Origin of the sequence: Butyricimonas synergistica DSM 23225 (assembly GCF_000379665.1) — a bacterium.
In the GTDB taxonomy this organism is placed as follows: Bacteria; Bacteroidota; Bacteroidia; order Bacteroidales; family Marinifilaceae; genus Butyricimonas; species Butyricimonas synergistica.
The window spans coordinates 96,433-119,906 of the sequence record NZ_KB903371.1 but is presented as its reverse complement, the minus strand read 5'-3'; the positions used below and the strand labels follow the sequence as shown (position 1 = coordinate 119,906).

Genomic DNA, 23,474 nt, shown 5'->3' with positions numbered 1-23,474 from the left:
TATTAAAAATTATATGACACAGATGCCTGGAAGTTCCGCGGCATCCCTTTCACCGGTTTGTTGCCTTGCGTGAAATAATCTTTATTAAACAAGTTATTCACGTTCACTGCCAACATCACGTTACGTTTAATAGTATAAAAAATACCTCCATCCATTAACCACAAAGCCGGAGTATAAGTACGAGCAGCCACATCCTTGAATACTTTATCCACAAAATTACCACTCAAATGGAATGACAAGTTTTTAAATACCCCGCGCGGGATCGTATAGTCGCCAAAAACATAGAAAGTGGTACGGGGAGCTCCTGTTGTACGCATATTTTTACTTGTTTCCACATAATCCGGGAAAGCACTACTCTTCAAGATTGCACGCGTGCGATAATCGGACACGCCCAAACCCGCAGTAATTTGTAAAGTCGACACGGGAGTAAGGATAATCTCCATATCCAATCCTCTGGAGTCAGCCGTACCGATTTGGGCTTGTATCGTTTTCTCTTCCAAAAAGATCTCTCCGTTCTCATCTTCCGTTTCCACATTTTGCGTTCCGACCTTTCTCACTAAATTCAATTGCCGCAAGTAAAAAATACTGGCATTAAAATCAACAAAATCATTTAAGGTGTAACGAATCCCGACTTCTGCCTGGTATCCTCTCGTTGGTTTAAACACCTCTCCGCCATCCGTATCCGGATTATACGCCTTACCATTACGATCGAGATAAATCGTATTCGGGTTATAAATTGTCGTATTCGGAGTAAAATATGACGCCATAGAAGCATAGAACGAAAGTTGAGGCATGGGAATATATACCGCTCCGGCACGATACGTGAAAGCGGAAGTGCTTACCTTCTGCCATTCGGAACGATTCTCTTTATCGTAATGCCGCTCTTTATCGGTAGGGGTTGCCGTGGCACTCTGGCGACGGAAGAAATCCATACGTCCGGCAAGCATTACTTTCCACTTCTCGTTCAACTCAATCACGTCATGGATATAAAATCCGTTCGTATAATCCTTACGCATGGTAACAGCAGAAACACGATTTTCCCACCACCCTTGTACCAAGTGTGGATCAACAACTGTTAATTTAGCTTTTACTCCGGGACCAATATTATCATTTTCCTTTTCTGTCCAACCGTTATATTGCAAATAATCAAACAAATCAAACGACCAACCTACTGTATAGTGGTGGGTCAAACTACCAGTTTCGAGATCTCCAGTTAACTCCAACGTATTATTCCACGTATCATGCCGCGGGTAAAAACCTAACGGGTATGACCGCTGCAAAGAATCGAGGCAAACATATGTTGGGGTCAACGCACCTCCATTTTTCTTATAATAAACGTAATTATAACCATCTCTTGGAGTTTTTGAAGTCAGGTAACTGATACCTTCCACGGTACAATAACGCATAAAACTATGGTCAAAGGCAAAACGCTCTTTCAGTTTCAAACTCTTGGAGAAACTATATACATATTGAAAATCGATATTCCAATTCTTGCGATTCATAAAATCATTCGCGTGATCCCCATAAGTCTGGTCATAATCGGCAAAAGGATTTAAATCCCCTTTCTTCAACACGAGTTCATTTGTCTCCACATCAAACATATCCCCGGGCATATAAGGAGCCGATCCGATTTCCGTCGTGTAATCGTCATCGCAAAAACCGAAACGCATATCAATCCGGCTTTTCCCGAGAGTAGCCCCCAATGCAGCCAAACCGGAAAAGCGATTGGATGTCACATCCCGATACCCATCCCCGTGGGAGTAATGCAAATTTGCCCGGTATTCAATAGGTCCGACCAATTTGCCCCCGAATCCCATGGTTGCCCGTTTCTCATTCCAACTCCCGTAACTGATACGGGCATTTGCCGTGAAATCAGGAGTCACCTTCTTGCGAACGATATTGATTATTCCCCCCATGGCAGAATGTCCGCCCAGAATGGATGCCGCACCCTTAATTACCTCGATTCTTTCCACTGAAGCCAAATCTCCAAACGGTGCCGTGTTCATGATAGCCCGGTCATCGCGTATTCCATCGATCATCACCAATGCCTGCCGTCCCCCGCGTACAGAATAAGCCTTAAAAGGACCAAGTTGATTAGAAATCGTTACTCCCGGCAAAAAACGTACTGCATCCTCTAAGTTTACAATTCCTTTGCGTTCGATCACCGCCCCCGGCAAAGAAGTTACTGTCATGGGTACATAACGTAAAGGCACATTCAGGTTTAATAGCTGAACCCGATTCGTCTTTTTAGTTTTCACCACGTTTACCTCATCAATCTGGAAAATGGTATCCGTGATACTTTTCTTTTTCCGCTTGTCTTTGTCCTCCGCAAAAAGAGAACCAATACACATCATCAGCAATAATGCCAATACAACAACTTTTTTCATACAACTATATATTAATAATGAATAAAGCATTATTAACATAGTCTTCTGGGCAATATGAGTTTCAAGGTAAAATTGTATTTTCCCTCTCGCTTTTTTTCCCGAAAGCTATGGTTTATCTTGTTCGGCAGGTCTTCTGACTTGTTCCGGATTTTGTTGCCTTCCCGGTTGTAACACCAGTGACATTTGAAGTACAAAATCCTTTTAAAGGAACTTACAGCTGCGGGTACAGTTCCGGATTCTCACCGGATTCCCTATTAAGNATCACCTCCACGAGAGAAGGTGTAACACCAAAACAGGGGCAAAAGTAATACAATTTTCTTATTTTATAATTTCCAGACCTATTTTTTCCGTTCCTCCGGACAAAATCTTCATTTATTATTCTAAACGAAATGAAGAATCTCAAACACAGGAACTTCTGGCAAGAGATTCTTCACGATATTCCGGCTGACGGAAGGAATGATCAAAACTCCTTCACTCTACTTTAACCTTTACATTTCCGGGGTCTTCTTATCAATCGGATAATGTATTTCACGAACAACACGATCCCGGATAGAGATACAAACGCACATCCCAGCAACAACGTCCACATGACCACTGTCCACAACACGGGACGATCCAACAAGAACTTAAAATCCAGCCGGTGCAATCCCCGGAAAGCCCATCTTCGCCATCTGCCATTGTCATCATAATGCTGCGGTTTTTCAGATTCGAGATTAAAATAGTAAACATCATTATTTTCCGTTTCCATCGTTACTTTATATGCCGGAAGGGGTAATCTCCCTTTCCGCCGGGAAATATAATAATTGTCATACTCATCCATCCTACTAATCGTGTATTGAACCGTATCTCCAGCTAATTTCTTGGCAGCAGCATACACCATTTCCTCTGTTATACGGAACGGACACACAGAATCCGCAGAAGCGTCCAGCGTATAAATCTCATCCACGGTACGCACCTTGTAAAGCGGGATATCCTGATAGTTCCCCCACGATATCTCTTTCACCTCTCCGTGTTCCTTGGCAATCGAAGCTATTGCCGCCCGGTAGTCCAACCGATAAGCTTCAGCGGGCAATGCACCCCGGTCAGATACCTGGGGACGGGATGCCATGTCTTTTCCCTTCTGCTGTTTAAACAAACTTGAAAAGGTCGACGACATCGGCGCCCAAGCGCTGAAAAGCCAAGTAAACAAGAAAATACCGAAAAAGAACCCCGTAATGTGATGCCAGCGAAACCATTGCTTTTTGTACGGGGAACGTAACAGCCCTTTGCGCCGGTTCAACCAGTAAGCCCGGACACCAAGGAAAGCACCGGCAACGCACATAATCATGCTTACCAACGTGCTCCAGTAGAGCAAAGCATTCCACGACTGCATATCTTGCCGAATAGAAGTAATATACAACCAATGCGGAATCGCCCCGATCCATGCCCAGAAACGTTGCTCACGGGAAGAAAAATGAAGAATATCGCCCGTACGGGATGACACATACAAGCGATAATGCTCCGGTCCATCATAATAAAAAGCATAAACGGGCAAATCCCGCTTCAATTGTCCGAAAGGAATCCACACGTCCAACTTATGCATGGTGTCCACCTTCACAATATGATGATCGGGACACCATAAGCGGGCGTGCTCCTCGCAAAGCGGATAAGTATTATCCGGCAGCACGTAAGCCGTGTCCATGTATACGTCCTCAATGTCCCTCCACCGACCGTAATGGAAAACCGGTCGACCGTAAGGATTATTGAGCGTGAGATTTTTGCCTAACACGTCTTTAGGCAGACGCTGCCACACCTCCTGCATGGAGGGAAGTTGAGCACAATCCAAGGCTTCCTGCCGGGGCAAACTTTTATCCGGACCCACGCGGGGGTAACCATGATAGATAAGTACAATCCCCGAAATACACCACGAGAAACACAAAATACACAACAATACGCCCAGCAAGCGGTGAACATGAATAAAAAATTTAATCATAACAATACCATTTATATCAATTCCCCGGACTGGTCCGAAACTCCGTTTCACTTACTTTCTTCATTTAGAGAGAAGTGAAAAACCTCTTTTCAAGAAATTCTTCACTTCATCCCTATAACAAACAATCCCGGGGAACAATTGTTCTAAAACTTGTAAGAAAGTGAAAACTGATAATTCACCGGCGCACCTTGCACGGGAGCATTCGTCGTTTCAAAATATTTCTTGTTCAGAATATTATTCACGTTACAAGACAGCGTCACATGATTGTGAATCGTATAGAATATTCCGGCATCCATCAACCACAAAGAGGGATAATACAAGTTAGACGCCACGTCACGGTACACCTTATCCCGGAAATTACCACTCAAATGGAAAGAAAGGAAGCGGAAAATCCCAGAAGGGATCGTGTAATCAGCCATAAGGTAGTATGTCGTGCGGGGCACTCCCGTCGTGCGCATATTCTTTCCTGTCTGTTTGTACTCGGGAAAAGCATCACTCTCCCGGATGGAACGTACCCGGTAGTCCGAGAAACACAAAGCCCCGTGCAACGCTAACGACGGAATTGGGCGAACTGTCACATCCATATCGATCGTGCTCATGTCGGCACGTCCCACTTGTGCCCTAACCGTCATTTTCGTCGGTTGCATCGAGCCATCCGGTTGTTCCACGTCCACTTCACGCGTTCCCACGTTGGTCACCATATTATTACGGCGGACATACGAGTAATTCACGCTGGCATCAAACCATTCCCACGGCGTATAGCGTGCGCCCACCTCAAAAGAATAATCGCGTTCGGGATCAAAAATCTTGTCCCCTTCCGTGTCGGGATTAATCTCGTTGCCATTTTTATCCAGGTAAATGTTATTCACCGCGTAAGTCGTGGTATTCGGGGTAAAAGCAGACCCGTGAGCCAAGTGTATGGAAAGTTCCGGTGTCGGGAAATAAACGGCTCCCACGTGCCACGTGAAAGCGGAAGTATGGAAACTCTGCCATTCGCCAATGTCCTCTTTTTTATAGTCGAATGATTTCCCGTCAATCGTGGGGAAATAACCAGAGTATTTCCGCTTGTAGAAATCCATACGCCCGGAAGCCATGAACTTCCATTTCTCGTTCAACTCGAACACGTCGCGGAAATAAATCCCTTGAGTCCAAAATTTACGAATATAAATATCGGAAACATTCTGATCCCACCATCCCTGTACGAGCTGGGGGTCTTTGACAGATAACATCACATCAGAGCCGGGACCATACGTGTCGCCCGAATTCCAACCGTTATACTGGAAATGTTCAAAATACGTCCAATTCCAACCGATAGCATAGTGGTGCTGCATGGAAGCGAGCTCTGCGTCACCGGTCAATTCCACCGTATTATTATAGGTATCATGTTTCGGGAAAAAACCGCTTGGTCCGTAACGGCGCAAAGAATCAAGATCCACGTAATTAGCAACTTGTTTGCCGTTCTTCGTGGTATAATACTTGTAATCCGCCCCATCAAAAGGAGATGTAGAGCTCTTGTAAGCTAAACTCCCGGCTCCTGAAGTACGGTGATAACTATGATCAAAGGCAAATACTTCTTTCAACTTCAAACTATTCGAGAAGGAATACACGTAACTAAGTTTGAAATTATAACCCTTACGGCTGTGAGAATCGTTGGCAAAGTCGTTGTACGTTTGTCCCATGTCGGCAGTCGGGTGTTTATCACCTTTCTTGAGTACGACTTTCTCATTTTCCAAATCCAGCATATCCCCCGGCATATAAGGTGCGGCACCCAGCTCAACAGTATAATGGTCGTTCTCAAAACCGAAAGTAAAATCTACCCGGCTTTTGCCTAACGTGGCACCCAACGCCGCCATTCCGGACAAACGCTCTGGTGACATACGCCGCCATCCCCCGTGAGTAGCGTAGTGCAAGTTTGCCAAGTATTCCACGGGACCGATCAACTTACCGCCGAACCCAAGACTAACCTTCTTCACGTCCCAACGCCCATAACTGAACCGGGCGTCCGCAGAAAACTGGGAAGAAACCTTTTTGCGCACGATATTAATCACGCCACCCATCGCTCCATAACCGGCTAATATTGCCGCAGGACCCCGCAAAACCTCAATAGACTCCGCCGAGGCGAGGTCGCCCAAGGGGAAAGTATTGATACTTTGCCGGTCATCCCGGATACCGTCGATCATCAGTACTGCCGGCATATTAGATCCCCCGACATAAAATCGTTTCCACAAACCACCCTGATCAGCCATGCGCACCCCAGGCAAGAAGCGAACAGCATCCACCCACTCGGTAATTCCTTTACGTTCCAGCATTTCGGAAGGCATTTTAACCAAATTGATCGGGATAAATCGAAGGGGAACATTCAACCCCATCACATCCGCATGATTCTTTTTCCCCATCACCTCCACACTCTTGATCTCGAAAATAGAATCCGTGATACTTTTCTTTTTCCGTTTGTCATTCTCCTGAGCAAAGAGTGACCCGGCACACACAAATAGCATTAATGCTAATACTACAACTTTTTTCATAAAACTATATATTAATAATGAATAAAGCATTATTAACATAGTCTTTAGGGCAACATGAGTTTCAAGGTAAAATTACATCTTTTCCCTCTCGCTTTTTTTCCCGAAAGCTATGGTCTATCTCGTTCGGCAGGTCTTCTGACTTGTTCCGGATTTTGTTGCCTTCCCGGTTGTAACACCAGTGACATTTGAAGTACAAAATCCTTTTAAAGGAACTTACAGCTGCGGGTACAGTTCCGGATTCTCACCGGATTCCCTATTAAGCATCACCTCCACGAGAGAAGGTGTAACACCAAAACAGGGGCAAAAGTAATATATTTTTCTATATTATACATTTTCTGACTTATTTTTTTATTCTTCTGCAAGTCATGAACCATTGGGCAGGTTTACCTGTTGCTATAAATTTTTCTACATTAAATTGCATTTTTTACTTGAATCTGCCTACATTTGCGAAGTCTTTGGTGATGTGTTAATATTCAAATAACACACAAGAGGGAAGCCGGTTAGAATCCGGCACAGTGCCCGCTACTGTGATGCCCGTTTCTCCCGCCGGGAGATTCTAAGAAAGATTCTTACACCACTGTCCCGAGGGACGGGAAGGTATTTTTCTTGGGCGTAGTCAGGAGACCTGCCAAAGCAAAAAAAAGATAATAGCGTATTCCCGGGGTCAGGAATACTATTACAAACTTTTTAAACTTAATCTTACATGAAGAAATTTGTAGCGCTAACTACATTATTCGTATTAGCTTTAGTGAGTGTTTCCTTCGCGGAAATCACCCTGAAAGGAAAAGTCACGGACGCCAAAACGGGAAAAGCCCTTGTCGGGGCAAATGTTCGTCTGGTCGGCACAAGCATTGGTACCGCCACGAACAACCGAGGTGAATTTACATTGAACCGCATCCCGGACGGGAGCTACACGCTCCGGGCGAGTTACTCGGGATACGAGGTAAGTTCCATGAAAATCAACAGCAGCAAGAGTGATATCATCTTCCGGTTGGAAGTTACTCCGATTAACCTCGATCAAGTAGTCGTTTCCGGTACGGGTACCCACCGAAAGCTGAAAGACTCCCCCGTTCCCGTGGAAGTCATGACCGCTTCAGATATCAAGAAAAGCGGTATCTCCACCATAGAGGATGCACTCGTGATGCTCAACCCTTCGTTCAGCTTCCGCCCGACAGCCATGGGGACCAACATGACACTCAACGGAATGAAAGGGGAATATATCCTCATCCTTGTCAACGGGAAAAAGATGATGGGGGACATCTCCGGGTATGTAGACCTCTCCCGTGTAGACATGGGTAAGGTGAAACGTATCGAGGTGCTCAAGGGAGCAGCCTCCTCTCTCTACGGTTCGGATGCCATCGCGGGGGTTATCAATATCATCACGGATCAACCACATGACGCCCTCAATATCGCCTCCACCACCCGCTTCGGGGGAAAAGGCAGCTTTATCGAGAATATAAATGCAGATATAAATACAGGCAAATTCTCGTCATCGACCTCTTACCAGAGAAGACAATCCAATGGCTGGAAGCTCAGCAATATCACGGAAGACAGTGTTTATACCCGCCGCCAGGTATCCGACAAATTTCATTCGGACATAGTGACCCAGCGTTTCGCTTACGACCCGTCGAAGAGTCTGAACCTATACGTGGAAGGAAATTATTTCACCAAAAAACTCGACCGCCCCGTCAACAAAGATGCCGATGACAAATCCGGCTTCGACTACAACATGGAATACGAGAACTACGGCATCGGGTTAGGAGGAAAATACCTGTTTGGGAACTCCGCGTACATCAGCCTTGACATCAACGCGAACAACTACGAATACTCGAAAGTATATACCCGTACCGTGATCGAGAAAAACGACACGACGGCTCTCGCCGGGGAGGACATTCTGACCAAACGGCAACGTTACCTAAGTGCCAACTTGAAAGGGGTATTTAAAGTCGGCAAATACAACAAATTTTCCGTGGGAACGGAGTACGTCAACGATTATCTCAAAAACCCCACAGATCTCACGGAAAGCAAAAATGCCTATACACTTGCCTTGTACGCCCAAGATGAAATACGCATTTTCAAGAAGTTGCAATTGGTACCCGGTTTCCGCTACCTATACCACGAAACATTTAAAAACAAAATCACACCCAAGCTAGCGGCGATGTACAGCCTCGGCGACTTCAACTTCCGGCTCTCCTATGCTGCCGGATTCAAAGCTCCCCTCCTGACTGACCTCTACTACTATAAAGAATCGGCTAAAAAAGGGAAACTGACCATCGTCATCGGAAATCCGGACTTGAAACCGGAGAAATCGAACTACTATGCTTTCAACACCGAGTACGCGGGTAAATACCTCAACATCTCCGTGAACGGATACATCAACGACCTCCGGGATGTTATTGAAACAAAAAAATTAGAATTGACGGCAGAAGACGAAGCAAACAAGGTTACTTCCCGTTCCACCTATGAGAACTTAGACAAAGCACGCACACAGGGTATCGATATTTCCGTCAACAGCTATCTCGGCGCGGGCTTCTCCGTGGGCGGCGGTTACAGCTACGTGGATGCCCGTGACAGAAAGACCAAAATCCGGCTGGAGGAAAGCATCCGCCACTCCGGAAGCATGAGAGTCAATTACATGCACGAGTGGGACAACTATCGCCTTAACGTGAACCTTAACGGGCGGCTACAAGGCAAGAAGTTCGTCAAGGTAGACGAGATCGATGCGCCAAAATACCAGATTTGGAACCTGACCACCAATCATTCCTTCGCCCCCGTGGGTATGTTCATTTTTGAAGTGAATGCGGGAATCGAGAACCTGTTCGACTACTCCCAAAACCTTCCCTATGGCTCGAATCTCGGGACATTAAGCCCGGGTAGAAGCTTCTTTGCCAGTTTAACCATCAAATTCAAAAAATAATGAAAACAATCATTATCCTACTATCCATTTTCACGAGTTTAAGCGCTTTCGGTCACGGGGACGACGGATTCAAAGACTCCGATATATTCAAAACCCTTGGTCCAAACGATAAGATAGCCATCCTGATGGTACATTTCGGAACCACCCATGACGACACCCGGGCTCTGACGATCGACGCCATCAACCGGAAAATGGCAAAAGCATTCCCCGGTCTGGAACTCCGGGAAGCCTACACCTCGCGCATGATCATGCGTCGTTTGAAAGAAAAAGGTATGGTGAAACTGAACCCCACGGAAGCAATGGACAAACTCATCGCCGACGGGTACACTCACTTGATCATACAACCCTCGAATATCATCGAGGGCATCGAGATGGAAGCCCTGCGCAAGGAAGTGGCTTCCTACCGGAACAAATTCAAGGACATTCGCTTGGGCAATGCCCTGCTGTATTCCCCGGAAGATTATCAGGCTACCGTGAAAGCGATTGCCGCATCACTGAAAGGGAAGGCAAAAGGCGATTGCGTCTTCGTGTGCCACGGCACTTACCACCCGGCAAACTCTACTTACGGGATGCTAGATTACGTGATGAAGGCACAAGGACACAAAAATTTCCACGTGGGCACCATCGAAGGTTACCCGACCATGGATGACGTGCTCCGGGAACTAAAAGCCAATAACGCGAAAGAAGTCACCCTCGTGCCTTTCATGTTCGTGGCAGGTGACCATGCCAAGAACGACATCGCCGGTGACTGGAAAGACGAATTGGAAAAGAAAGGATATACAGTCAACGTCATCCTTGAAGGACTGGGGCAGAACCCGGCAATACAAGACCTTTTTATCGGTCATGCCAAATTCGCCGCCACCCACCAACGGGAGGACATCATCGTGAAGAAAAAGAAATACGAGAATACGGACGACATCAACTAAAGATATGTTAACGAGATTACTCATTCACACGCACAGGATACTGGGATTACTTCTTTGTATCCTGTGTTTCATGTGGTTTATCTCCGGCATCGTGATGATTTACCACTCGTTTCCTCGGGTTAGCCAAGAAGAACGGTTCGCCCGGCAATGCGTTCTCGACACGGCGGGACTCCCTTCGATACAGGAAATCACCAGCCGTTTGCCCACTGACACCCGTACCCAAGGCATGAGCCTTGACAATCCCGAGGGGCAAGCCCAGTTCCATTTCGGCAACTGGCGAAAAAGCCTCGACGTCTATGCCGACACCAACGCCGTCACCCCCGTGGTGGATTACGCCCTCTGCGAGTGGCGGGCTAAAAACTGGTGCCCTGCCCACCGCATCACCCGGGTAGACACCCTCCGGTCGCTAGACCAATGGATCCCCCTCGCCCATTACAAGCAGGAATTGCCTATCTACAAATTCCACTACGACGGGTCGGAAGGTTACCAGCTATATATATCTTCCCGCAGCGGCAAAATATTACAATTCACCGACTCCGACGAACGCCTCTGGGCATGGTTCGGGGCTATTCCTCACTGGGTATATTTCAGGATACTCCGGGAAAACCAAAACTTGTGGACGCAATTCATGTACTGGTCATGCTACCTCGGCATGTTCATGTGTTTCGCGGGATTCATCCTCGGCATCCGCTCCTACTGGCTAAACCGCCGGAAAGGATTCTTACGCTCGCCGTACAAAAAACAGTGGTTCAAATGGCACCACATCACCGGATTCTTCTTCGGAATATTCGTATTCACGTGGTTACTGAGCGGGTATATGTCCATGGCACCGCTCCCCTCGTGGCTATTCGGTGAACAAAAAAAACGCGGTACGATGCGGCAAGGCAGTTCGGAAAGGGACGCCCCGACACCCGCAAACTACACCCTGGACTATCGCCATGCTATAGCCGGAATCAATAAAACAGTCGGCAACGTGAAACAAGTAGAATGGAGCCATTACCAGGGCATCCCCTTGTACAGGCTGCGGACGGCTGACTCCACGATCACCCTCGACGCTTCGGTCGACACGATACGCCCCTTCCGCATCACGGAGGAACACCTGTTTGCCGCCATCAAACGGCTCACCCGGGACTCGGTTCCCTACAAGGTAACCCGCATGGACGAATACGACAATTATTACATTTCACGCCGCCGTTCCCTGCCATTACCCGCGTACAAAGTCGCCCTCGACAACGAGGCAAAAGATGTCTATTACTATAACCTGGAATCCTTCCAACCCATGCACTACGATACAAACGGACGCTGGAAACGTTGGCTATACCGGGGACTACACACGTTGGACATCAAGTTCCTCGTCGAACGCCCCGTGTTGTGGACGATTGTCATTTGGACTCTTTTACTGGGAGGAGCTGCCGTTTCGTTCACGGGAATTATTCTTTCCGTGAAATACATTATCCGGCTGTTTAAAAGACCGAGAACCTCTAAATTTAAAATTAATATGTAATTTTGTCCTCTACAACAAAATTCTTAGTCTATGAATCAAGGAAAAATATACGTTGCCGGCATAGGACCGGGAAGTGAAGAAGACATCACCCCCGCAGTACGTGCGGCAATCGCACAATCGGACGTGGTGGTCGGCTACAAGTACTACTTCAACTTTATCCGCACCATCATTCACCCCGGCACGGAATGTATCGACACGGGTATGAAAAAAGAGAAAGACCGTGCCGCCCTCGCCTTTGAGTATGCAGAACAGGGCAAAACAGTCTGCGTTGTCAGTTCCGGTGATGCCGGGATATACGGCATGGCCCCCCTCGTTCTCGAGATGAAAAAGGAGAAAGCAAGCCCCGTGGAAGTGGAGGTATTGCCCGGTATCAGTGCATTCCAGAAAGGAGCGGCATTGCTCGGCGCACCCATCGGTCACGACTTTTGCATCATCTCCCTTTCCGACCTCATGACCCCGTGGGAGAGAATCGAACGCCGCGTAGAAGCAGCTGCTTCTGCCGACTTCGTGACTGCCGTGTACAACCCCAAGAGTGAAGGGCGTTACTGGCAGCTTTACCGCCTGAAAGAAATCTTCGGGCAACACCGTACCCCGGACACCCCTATCGGGTTTATCCGCCAGGCTGGTCGGGAGGAACAGGAGATAAAGATCACCACTCTCGCCGACTTCGACCCCGAGGAGATCGATATGTTCACCATCGTGATTATCGGCAACTCGCAATCCTACGCGTGGAACGATAAAATCATCACTCCCCGCGGCTACTACCGGGAACAATTCACGGAAGACGTCGGCATCGGGCAGGAGATCATGATACGCAGTTTCCGCACCATCGAGTCGGAATTGAAAAACAAAGATATACCCCTCGGCCGCAAGTGGGCTCTATTGCACGCCATCCACACGACCGCAGACTTCGACATGGAAAACATTCTCTACACCGACGACCGTGCCGTGGAAACCCTTCACGCTCTCCTGCATGACGGGAAGATCAACACGATCGTCACGGACGTCACCATGGCTGCATCCGGTATCCGCAAAGGAGCACTCGAACGGCTGGGGATAGAGGTAAAATGTTACCTCGCTGACGAACGTACCGCGGAGATGGCATCCCGGCTGAAAATTACCCGCACGCAGGCGGGCATCCGCCTTGCCGCAGAAGAACACCCCGACGCCCTCTACGTTTTCGGCAACGCCCCCACGGCCCTCATGGAACTCTGTCGCTTGACGCGTACCGGGAAAGCGCACCCCGCCGGGGTCATCGGAGCTCCCGTCGGTTTTGTCAACGTGCGGGAATCCAAGCATATGCTAAAATCCTTCACCAACATCCCGAAGCTCATCATCGAGGGACGCAAGGGAGGCAGCAACTTAGCCGCCACCCTCGTCAACGCCCTCCTCTGCTTCGATGACGCGGAAGGACTGCGCCCGGGAAGAGACGTGTAAACAAAAGTAAACCTTATGAACTTTATAATCATCGGCATTGACGACAACGGACAGCAGGAATTCACGAGAGAGATTCTCGGGCTTATCGCCTCTCACACCGTATTCTCGGGAGGAAAGCGGCACCACGGCATCGTGCGGACGCTCTTGCCGGAAGGCTACCGCTGGATAGACATCACCGTGCCGCTAGACGACGTGTTCCGGCAGTATGAGGGGCACAACGAGATTGTCGTTTTTGCCTCCGGTGACCCGCTCTTCTTCGGTTTTGCCAACACCATACGCAAACGCCTTCCCGAAGCGAACATCCGGTTGTATCCCTATTTCAACTCTTTACAAATTCTGGCACATCGGCTCGTGCTTCCCTATCATGATATGCACGTCGTGTCGCTCACGGGAAGACCGTGGCACGAGTTCGACCGGGCTCTAATCGAAGGACACGAGAAAATAGGCTTACTCACGGACGAACAACATTCGCCCGACGCTATTGCCCGGCGGATGCTCGCTTACGGGTACGACAATTACGTGATGCACGCCGGCGAACTCCTTGGCAACGAACACGAACGTGTCCGTACCCTCACATTGGAAGAAGCCAAGGAAAATACATTCCTCGCCCCCAACTGCATCATCCTGCAACGTACCCAAGCACGCCACCGTCCTTTCGGCATACCGGAAAGCGACTTCGAGTTGCTCGACGGCCGCACCCGGATGATCACGAAAATGCCCGTCCGCCTACTCACCCTCGCCCTGCTCGACTTACGGGAACGGCACACGTTTTGGGACGTGGGTTTTTGCACGGGTTCGGTTTCTATTGAGGCGAAACTCCAGTTTCCCCACCTCCGCGTGGTAGCTTTCGAGCAACGCCCGGAAGGCGAACGCCTGATGAACGTCAACGCCGCACGCTTCGGCACACCCGGCATTGAGGCACATACCGGCGACTTCACCGCGGCCGACCTCTCCGGCATAGCCGCCCCGGACGCAGTCTTCATTGGCGGACATGGTGGCAAAATGGACGAAATCATCCGCCGCCTTGACGAAGTACTCCTGCCCGGCGGGATCATCGTCTTCAACTCGGTATCCGCGGAAAGCAGGAGCCTGTTCATCGAATGCGCCGCCCGCCACGGGTTCCGGGTGACCCGGGAACACCGCCTCACGGTGGACGCACACAACCCGATAGACATTATACAAGTACAAAAAACAACCGCACATGAATAAAATAGCTATTATCATATCCTCCGACCAAGGCGTACAAATCGCCCGAACGATCCGGCAAGAACTGCCCGAGGCAGAATTATTCGCGACAGGGAAACGGGAAAGTTGCACCTCCGTGGACTCGATCACTGCTTTCGTGTCCGAACAATTCTCTCGATACGACGCCCTCATCTTCGTAGGGGCTCTCGGGATATGCGTCCGTGCCATAGCCTCATCCGTTCAATCAAAATACACCGACCCCGCCGTCATTAACGTGGATTCCACCGGACGGCATGTCATTTCCGTGTTGTCGGGACACATCGGGGGAGCCAATCAACTTACCCGCCGGGTAGCAAACATTCTCGGGGCAGAAGCCGTCATCACGACACAAAGCGACAACACCGGGCTTTGGGCACTCGACACCCTCGCACGGGAACACAGGTGGCATCCGGAAACAACCGTTCCCATGAACGCCATCATCACGGCTTTCGTCAACACCCGCCCCACGGCACTGCTTCTCGACGTGAAGGACGAGGGTACCCGTTACTTGGAACGTACCGCTCCCGAGCACGTGAAAATATTCTACCGTTTCGAGGACATCGACTTTCAAGCCGTTGAATTGCTCGTCGCGGTCACCCCATACCAACACGAAAGCCCGGTACAAACCCTATATTATCGCCCTGCCGTCCTGCACCTCGGTGTCGGTTGTCGCAAGAACTGCGACCCGACTGGAGTATGGGAAAGCATCACCCGAACCCTTACAGCGGAAAAGCTGTCCCCGCACTCCCTCGCCAGCGTGTCGACAATAGACTTGAAGCAAGATGAACCGCTCGTGCATGACATCGCCCGAAAAGCCGGCATCCCGCTTCACGTTTACACGGCGGATGATCTCAAGGAAATAGAAGTCCCCAATCCCTCGGAGAAAGTCACGGAAGTCACCTCCGTACCGGGAGTGGCAGAAGCCTGTGCTTTAAAGAGCGCCAGGAACACTCGCCTGCTCGTGGAAAAACAGAAGCAGAAACTGTCCGACGGCAATGACTTCACCTTTGCCGTCGCCCTCGACCGGACAGCTGAACGCCGGGGATTCATCGAGATCGTGGGAGCCGGACCCGGTGACCCGGAACTGATCTCCGTGAAGGGCAAAAACTTCCTCGAGGCGGCTGACCTGATTCTCTATGCCGGAAGCCTCGTGCCCGTGGAACTGACCTATTACGCCAAACCCAACGCCACGGTACGCAGTTCTGCCTCCATGACCTTGGAGGAACAATTCTCTCTCATGAAAGAATTCTATAACAAGGGACTTTTCATTGTACGCTTACATACAGGTGATCCCTGCATTTACGGGGCAATACAGGAACAAATGGCATTCTTCGACGAATACGGCATGGACTACCACATCACTCCCGGCATCTCCTCCTTCCTCGCCGCCGCTGCTGCCCTGCAATCACAATTTACCATACCCGAAAAAGTACAGACGATTATCCTCACGCGGGGCGAAGGACGTACCCCTATGCCCGAGAAAGAAAAACTGCACCTGCTCGCCCGTTCGCAAAGCACCATGTGCATCTTTCTCAGTGCCTCCATTGTCGACCAAGTACAGGATGAACTCCTGCAACACTACCCGCCAACCACCCCCGTGGCAGCTTGCTACCACCTCACGTGGAAGGACGAACGCATTTTCCGGGGACAGCTACAAAACCTCGCCCGCATCGTGAAGGAAAACAACCTTACCCTCACCACCATGATTGTCGTCGGTGACGCCATCGACAACCGGAAAGGACTATCGAAGCTGTACTCGCATAAATTCAAACACCTGTTTAGAAATTAAATCACTCAATCATTATGGTTCTCATTTTCGGTGGCACAACAGAAGGCAGAACAGCTGTTCGGGTACTTGACGAGGCAGGTTCCCCCTATTATTACTCGACCAAGAGCGACACGCAGCAAATCGAGTGCAAGCACGGTTCCCGTGTCTCCGGAGGTATGGATGCCGACACCATAGCAGATTTCTGTTCCCGCCATGACATCCGCCTGATTGTCGATGCCGCCCATCCCTTTGCCAGCCTCCTGCACGCCAATATCGCCACCGTATCCGAACGCCTTGAACTCCCCGTGATTCGCTTCGAGCGCCTTTACCCCGAGCGGGACGAATCACACCTCTGGTGTGATACCTTTGACGACGCCATCGAATTCCTCGAACAACATCATATCCGCAACCTTCTCGCCCTTTCGGGAGTACAGACCATCACTAAAATGCGCCGCTACTGGGAAAAGACTCCTTGCTGGTTCCGGGTGCTCGATCGGGAAGAATCACTCGCCCTAGCCCTGCGGGCTGGCTTTCCCCGGGAAAGATTACTCTTTTGGCAAAATGAACAAGACGAACTAGCTCTATTCCGGGAAATCCAACCGGATGCCATCCTCACCAAAGAAAGCGGAGAATCGGGATTCTACTCCGAGAAGATCGCCGCCGCCAAAAGCCTCGGCATCCCCGTGCTGGTTATCCGCCGTCCCCCGCTACCGGAAAGTTTCTACACGGTGAACGGCGAACACGGACTACGCTACTGGGTGGAACGACTCGTGCCGGGATTCTATCCCCTGCGCAGCGGATTCACCACGGGTTCTTGCGCCACGGCTGCCACAGTTGCCGCCCTGCAAGGACTTCTCTCGGGTATGCCGCAACATACCGCCACGATCACCCTTCCCAACGACGAAACGATCACCTTCCCCGTCGCCTCGTGTACCTTTGCCTCACGCTCCTGCACCTGTGGCATCACCAAAGACGCCGGCGACGACCCTGACGTCACGAACGGCTACACCATCTATTCGGAAGTATCCCTGTCCGATACCCCCGGCATCCGTTTCCTGCACGGTGAAGGCGTTGGCACAGTCACTCTCCCGGGCTTGGGTATCCCCCTCGGCGATCCCGCTATTAACGCCACTCCCCGAGCCATGATGATCCGGGAAGCGGAACGCATGATTCATCATCATGAGGTCACTTCCGGCATCGACATCCGCATCTCCGTCCCCGGCGGTACAGAACTCGCTGCCAAGACATTCAACCCCCGCCTCGGCATCACGGGTGGTATATCCATCATCGGCACCTCCGGCATCGTTCGCCCCTTCTCCTCGGAAGCCTTTGTCAACAGCATCCGTAAAGAAATACAAGTAGCCAAAGCCCTCGGTTGCTCCCGTATCGTCATCAACTCCGGAGCCAAAAGCGAAAAGACCCTCCGTGCCCGTTTCCCCGAGTTACCCCAGCAAGCCTTTATCCACTACGGCAACTTCATCGGCGAAACCCTCAAACTAGCAGAAGCCGAGTCCATCGCTTCCGTCACCATGGGCATCATGATCGGCAAAGCCGTCAAACTCGCCGAAGGCAACCTCGACACGCACAGCAAACACGTGGTCATGAACAAAGCCTTCATCACCCGCCTTGCCTCCGAGAGCCACTGTCCCGCTCCTGCCATCGCCCGCATTGCCGACATCACCCTCGCCCGTGAACTATGGGACATCTTCGCCGACGTCCCCGCCTTCTTCGACACTCTCGTGCAGCATTGTTACTCCCACTGCCTCCCTCTGCTAACCGACACTCGACTGGAGATCATTCTTATTCCGGATTAACGACAAATACGCACTGATTTTTCATTTAAAAATTAGTACTGGAAAAAATCGCAACTCACATTTTTAAGTACTTTTGTGGGCTAAAAACCAAAGGAAAGATCGTCATGAAGAAATCGTTACTTTCACTCGCATTTGGTACGTTTGCACTCGGGATAGTCGAATTCGGTATGATGGGGATTCTGAGTGATATTGCCAATGACTTAAATATAAGCATCATCAAGGCTGGGCATTTAATCTCTGCCTATTCGGCAGGTGTGGCTGTAGGAGCGCCATCATTGTTATTCCTTCGCAAATTTCCATTGCGCCGTCTGATGTTACTACTAGCTGCTATAATAGCTGTTGGAAATGCCTTGGTTGCCCTGTCGCCCAATTATGTTTGTCTGCTGTCAGCAAGATTTATTGCCGGTTTGCCCCATGGGGCATTTTTCGGTGCCGGTGCCATAGTCTGTTCTAAATTGGCTGATAACGGTAAAGGGGCATCTGCTGTTGCGGTTCTTGTTGGCGGCATGACCATTGCAAACCTGATCGGAGTACCGGGCTTTACTTTTATGTGTCATATACTCTCATGGCGTTTACCTTTCGGAATGGTTGCCTTATTCGGGTTAATTACATTCATCGCGATAAAATATTGGGTACCCATACTGTCGCCACTACCTGATTCCGGCATGAAAGGGCAGTTCCGGTTCCTGTCAAAGCCAGCCCCGTGGCTGATATATGCCGGAGTCTTTTTCGAACAGGCAAGCGTATATTGCTGGCTAAGCTATATATCCCCGATCATGACAAAAGTTGCCGGTTTCTCCGAATCCTCGATGACATTCATCATGGTTTTAGTCGGTGCAGGCATGGTATTCGGCAATTTCTATGCCGGGCGACTATCGGACAAATATACCCCCTCTATCGTTACAGCAATCATCGCGACCCTCACCATCGTGCTTATGCCAATGATGTATATGTTTGCCAGCTATAAAATCCCATCGCTGCTATTCGCATTCATCGCCCCGGGTTTGTTGTTCGGTCTTGGGGGACCGTTGCAGTATCTTATTGTACGCTATGCCAAAGGAGGAGAGATGCTTGGCGGTGCAGGAATACAGATAGCCTTCAATGTTTCCAATGCTGTTGCCGCGATACTAGGTGGAGCGGTCATCAAACATGGCTTCGGATTGGCCTCACCCGCTTTGGCAGGAATTCCTTGCGCCATCGTCGGGGCAATTGCACTCTACACGTTGTATTATCACGAGAAACGTATGTAGCCGATTTATCCAGAAAGTGCAAAAAAACGCCATTACAGAATACGATTTCACCTGAATTTGCAACCTTCATCAAAGGTTACTATCTTTGCGAAAACAATTTACAATGAAAAACAAAACCAAAATTACCCGGGCAGACTACTTGAAAGCCATGAGGAAAGCCCGGAGAGAAGAAGAGATCAGGGAACATCTCCACCCCGTGAACATTAACAGGGTACACAAGTCAAAGAAAGTTTACAACCGCAAACGGAATAAGGCGGATCTGAATAAGGATCTGCCTTATTTTTTACCCTCTCGGCAACACGTTCGCCACCGCGCTTAACAACTCCGCGATATTTGCCACCTCCATAACAGGCTTCCCGGGCGCATTAATCTTGAAGCCCGATGTCGTCAGATCTCCCGTTTCCACCCACACGTCCGCCTCCACGTTCCGGTTCGCCAACACACCGTTCCTCTGCAACGCTTTTCGTACCATGGCATACTTCTGCCCGTGCCCGATCAACCGAATCCGGGAAGTATATTGATTCTCGATCCGGAATAACCCGGTTTCCATGTCAAAGACAATCCCCTTCCGGGCAAAAAAACTACTCAAGTGACCTTCCAAAGCCAAGTCTTCCGGCGTCCCTATCGTGATACCGTGTTGCTTATCCATCAGCCATATCTTGTCGGCAATCTGCAAGGCTAGTTCAAGATCATGCGTGGAAAGGAATATCGTTTTTCCCGTTTCCCGGGTCAACTGATGGAGCAATTGCATGATTTCCACCTTGCTGGGAAAATCCAAAAACGCCGTCGGCTCATCCAAAAAGATCACGGGTGTCTGTTGAGCCAGAGCCTTGGCAATCATTACCTTCTGCCGCTCGCCATCACTCAGCGTGTGTACCATGCGGGATGCCAGATTCTCGATCTTCACCAAAGCAATCGACTCCTCCACGATCCGGCTATCCTCCTCCCCGAGCGTTCCCCAAAAACCCGTGTAAGGACTTCTCCCCATACCGATCAACTCCCGGGCACTCATGTTACGGACATCGCACTTCTCGGTCAACACCACGCCGATCGTTTTTGACAATTCCTTGTCGGAATAAGTCCCGAGCTCCCGATCCATGATAAAAATCTCGCCGCTCAACTTGGGCTGAAAAGCCGATAAAGTTCGCAACAGCGTGGACTTTCCAACCCCATTCGCCCCTAAAAGGCAAGTCAACTCACCCCCGTTTATCTCCGTACAAATCCCCTCCGCCACCACCTTCGTGTCATGCTTACTCTTGTACCCGATAGAAAGATTTACCAAACGAACCGTAGACATAGTTTAAAATTTATTCAGATTTCCACCTCATTCCTCTTCCTTTTCCTGAACAACACGGATGCCACCACGGGGGCACCCACCAATGCCGTCACCGAATTCACGGGCAAAGCCCCCTCGAACCCCGGCAAACGGGCAATTAGATTACAAAGCAACGCCAGCGACGCCCCCACCAGCATCGAGGTCGGCATCAATATCCGGTGGTCGGAAGTCTGGAATATCGCCCGGCACAAGTGAGGCACCGCCAATCCCAAAAAGATAATCGGACCGCAATAAGCCGTGACGATCGCCGTCAATACACCGGAACAGGTTATCACCCACACCCGGGCACGATTGATATTCAGTCCCAGGTTACGGGCATACCCGTCACCCAGCATCAACAAATTCAAGGGTTTAATCAGTAGAAAAGACAGGGGTATAATCACCGCCATGATCGTCACGAACAACATCATCTGGTTTCCCGACACCCGGGCAAAGCTACCCAATCCCCAGATCACGTATGCCTTAATATCTTCCTCCACGCTAAAAAACTTCAACACCCCGATAACGGCATTCGCGATATACCCGATCATTACCCCGATAATCAGAAGCGTGACACTTCCCCGTATCTTCCGGGAAGCGAACACGATCAACCCCATGACCGACAGGGCGCCCACGATAGCCGCCACCGACAAGGCGACCTCTCCGATAAATCCCAAACGGCTCAAAGCTACCCCACCCAACTTACCAGACAACAGCACCACAAAAGCCACCCCCAAGCTCGCCCCCGAGCTGATACCCAACACGGAAGGTCCCGCCAAAGGATTGCGGAAAATAGTCTGCATCTGCAACCCGCTGATAGAAAGTCCCGCACCCGCCACCAACGCCGTCAACGCCTGTGGCAACCGGGATTTCAATATAATATTCTGCCATGCCACCGGTTCGTCACCACCGCCCACCAGCACGTTCCATACCGAGGAAAACGGGATCGACACGGAACCCAGCAACATATTCAACAACAGAAACACGACGATCGACACCGTGATAAAAAACATCCATATAGTATTCCGTCCTCGTCCCATACCTTTACTTTTTGAGCAGATCGTAATACACCGGATCATGATCGGGCAATATCTCCGGGTGGAACACCCGAATCATATCGGCAAGTACCACCTCCGGTTCGGCAGGCATACTCTCGTAAAACGGCTTTTCACGCATATTGCAATAGATCACACGTTTATCCCGGAAAGCCTTGAAGTCCGCGTAACGCTCGTCCTGAGCCTTCAATGCGTCATAACAATACTCCCCGGCGAAACTATTCGCTATCCGCCAGTAATCGGCACTCTCCGCTTGATTGTACACCGTCTCGAAGTCTAGTGTCACCCCGCCCGACCGGGGATCATCTTTCAGGAAATAATCCGCCCCCGCGTCATGGAAAAGCTGAGCCAAGAAACTTTTGCCTCCCACTGCATACCATACCCCTCCCCGCAACTCCCCGCTAAACACCACCGGACGGCGTTTCACCTCTCCGACGAAGGCTTTCAGCGAATTATACCGCTTCTCTATCCGGTCGAACTCCCCGTTAGCCTTATCTTCCATCCCCAACAGCAGCCCCACGAACTTAATCCATTCCGCCTGTCCGAGCGGGGTCATCTCCTTGTAACCGAGATGCGGCACCAGAGGAATGTCAATATCCTTCACGGCATCGTATCCCCCGCGTTTGAAAGGAGAAATCAGCATCAGATCGGGATTCAAGCTCATAATCACCTCGTTGTCAAAGTTTCCCTCGATACCGATACGGCGGGTCTTCCCCTCATCTACCCGTTGCTGCATCTCCCCGTTGAAAAGGAAACGGGTACTCGTAATCCCCACCACCTTATCAATCGCCTCCAGCTTGATAAAATTCGACAACTGCAAAGAAGTCATACACACCACGCTCCGCACCGGGATCTCCACCACGGGCAGCTCCGCCGGGGTTTGTACCTTTGTCCCCCGGGGAATCAAAACGTACTGGTAATGGGTATGACTACTCTCCTGCGGGTCTTTGATATTCAACACGGCATACCCTTCCCGGTATTCCAACCAGAACCCCTTGGCATATCTAATCTGAACCCGGGGAATCGAATCCTTCCCCGCCTGAACCGCTTGTTTCTCCGCGGATTTCTTACCCGTGCCTGACTTGCAGCAGCAGAACACGCCGCAGGCACACAAAAAACATAATAAACGTACTAATCCATTCATCTCTTTTCCTCCGAAAGTATTAATCATTCGTGTCGTCCGGCAGGTTTTCTGGCTTGTCATCTTTTCTCCTTCCCAGATTCGATCCAGTGGTTTTACCGAAAAGATCTGCCCACCTTCGAGGCAGGAAACGACTTTACAGCTGCGGGGACAGCCCCGGAATTTCACCGGATTCCCTTTTCTTCCAACAAGGAAGCACCAAGACGCCTGCAAATATATAAATATTATTTTGAGCGTAT

The 23,474-nt window shown here is 49.9% G+C and carries 15 protein-coding genes and 4 riboswitches; of the genes, 9 read left to right on the top strand and 6 right to left on the bottom strand.

Annotated elements, in window-relative coordinates:
* Positions 1-2: 2 nt before the first annotated feature.
* The 3 genes from A3CY_RS0117600 to A3CY_RS0117590 form a co-directional block, all read right to left on the bottom strand.
* Positions 3-2,387, bottom strand: coding sequence for a TonB-dependent receptor (locus tag A3CY_RS0117600; RefSeq protein ID WP_026207822.1), 2,385 nt, complete (start codon positions 2,385-2,387; stop codon positions 3-5).
* Positions 2,388-2,493: 106 nt separating this feature from the next.
* A riboswitch (cobalamin riboswitch) is annotated at positions 2,494-2,694 on the bottom strand.
* Between the two features lie 174 nt (positions 2,695-2,868).
* Positions 2,869-4,359 (bottom strand): PepSY domain-containing protein, encoded by a 1,491-nt coding sequence (locus tag A3CY_RS0117595; protein ID WP_018339263.1) that lies wholly within the window; start codon positions 4,357-4,359, stop codon positions 2,869-2,871.
* A 143-nt stretch (positions 4,360-4,502) separates the two neighbouring features.
* Positions 4,503-6,884, bottom strand: a complete 2,382-nt coding sequence (locus tag A3CY_RS0117590) for a TonB-dependent receptor (RefSeq protein ID WP_240388182.1) — start codon at positions 6,882-6,884, stop codon at positions 4,503-4,505.
* Between the two features lie 108 nt (positions 6,885-6,992).
* Positions 6,993-7,193, bottom strand: a riboswitch (cobalamin riboswitch).
* Positions 7,194-7,323: 130 nt separating this feature from the next.
* Positions 7,324-7,531: riboswitch (cobalamin riboswitch) on the top strand.
* A 56-nt stretch (positions 7,532-7,587) separates the two neighbouring features.
* On the opposite strand from A3CY_RS0117590, the gene A3CY_RS0117585 reads away from it, so the two are divergent.
* The 9 genes from A3CY_RS0117585 (at position 7,588) to A3CY_RS22585 (ending at position 20,043) form a co-directional block, all read left to right on the top strand.
* On the top strand, positions 7,588-9,801 hold the full coding sequence (locus A3CY_RS0117585) for a TonB-dependent receptor (protein WP_018339261.1): 2,214 nt from the start codon (positions 7,588-7,590) through the stop codon (positions 9,799-9,801).
* Positions 9,801-10,727 (top strand): sirohydrochlorin cobaltochelatase, encoded by a 927-nt coding sequence (locus A3CY_RS0117580; RefSeq protein WP_018339260.1) that lies wholly within the window; start codon positions 9,801-9,803, stop codon positions 10,725-10,727. Before A3CY_RS0117585 ends, A3CY_RS0117580 begins: the two co-directional genes overlap by 1 nt.
* Positions 10,728-10,731: 4 nt before the next feature.
* The gene (locus A3CY_RS0117575) at positions 10,732-12,231 is read left to right on the top strand and encodes a PepSY domain-containing protein (RefSeq protein WP_026207820.1); all 1,500 of its coding nucleotides are present in this window, start codon (positions 10,732-10,734) and stop codon (positions 12,229-12,231) included.
* Between the two features lie 30 nt (positions 12,232-12,261).
* On the top strand, positions 12,262-13,668 hold the full coding sequence (gene cobJ / locus A3CY_RS0117570) for a precorrin-3B C(17)-methyltransferase (protein WP_018339258.1): 1,407 nt from the start codon (positions 12,262-12,264) through the stop codon (positions 13,666-13,668).
* Positions 13,669-13,683: 15 nt separating this feature from the next.
* Entirely contained in the window at positions 13,684-14,877 is a 1,194-nt protein-coding gene (cbiE, locus tag A3CY_RS0117565; protein WP_018339257.1) for a precorrin-6y C5,15-methyltransferase (decarboxylating) subunit CbiE, read from the top strand.
* Positions 14,870-16,681 carry a precorrin-4 C(11)-methyltransferase gene (gene cobM / locus A3CY_RS0117560; protein WP_018339256.1) on the top strand — a complete coding sequence of 604 codons (1,812 nt, stop codon included), beginning with the start codon at positions 14,870-14,872 and terminating at the stop codon, positions 16,679-16,681. Before cbiE ends, cobM begins: the two co-directional genes overlap by 8 nt.
* 14 nt (positions 16,682-16,695) lie before the next feature.
* Positions 16,696-18,474: a cobalt-precorrin-5B (C(1))-methyltransferase CbiD gene (cbiD, locus tag A3CY_RS0117555; protein WP_018339255.1), complete on the top strand. Its 1,779-nt coding sequence runs from the start codon at positions 16,696-16,698 to the stop codon at positions 18,472-18,474.
* 104 nt (positions 18,475-18,578) lie between these two features.
* Positions 18,579-19,724, top strand: coding sequence for an MFS transporter (locus A3CY_RS0117550; RefSeq protein ID WP_018339254.1), 1,146 nt, complete (start codon positions 18,579-18,581; stop codon positions 19,722-19,724).
* Between the two features lie 103 nt (positions 19,725-19,827).
* On the top strand, positions 19,828-20,043 hold the full coding sequence (locus tag A3CY_RS22585; protein WP_065218796.1) for a hypothetical protein: 216 nt from the start codon (positions 19,828-19,830) through the stop codon (positions 20,041-20,043).
* Here the strand turns inward: A3CY_RS22585 and A3CY_RS0117545 are convergent.
* From A3CY_RS0117545 to A3CY_RS0117535, 3 genes are read right to left on the bottom strand one after another with little or no spacing between them, the layout of a single operon-like run.
* Positions 20,008-21,021, bottom strand: coding sequence for an ABC transporter ATP-binding protein (locus A3CY_RS0117545; protein ID WP_018339253.1), 1,014 nt, complete (start codon positions 21,019-21,021; stop codon positions 20,008-20,010). The genes A3CY_RS22585 and A3CY_RS0117545 overlap by 36 nt on opposite strands.
* Positions 21,022-21,035: 14 nt before the next feature.
* Positions 21,036-22,052 (bottom strand): iron chelate uptake ABC transporter family permease subunit, encoded by a 1,017-nt coding sequence (locus tag A3CY_RS0117540; protein WP_026207819.1) that lies wholly within the window; start codon positions 22,050-22,052, stop codon positions 21,036-21,038.
* A gap of 31 nt (positions 22,053-22,083) precedes the next feature.
* Positions 22,084-23,238: an ABC transporter substrate-binding protein gene (locus tag A3CY_RS0117535; RefSeq protein ID WP_155828458.1), complete on the bottom strand. Its 1,155-nt coding sequence runs from the start codon at positions 23,236-23,238 to the stop codon at positions 22,084-22,086.
* A gap of 21 nt (positions 23,239-23,259) precedes the next feature.
* A riboswitch (cobalamin riboswitch) is annotated at positions 23,260-23,454 on the bottom strand.
* Between the last annotated feature and the right edge of the window lie 20 nt (positions 23,455-23,474).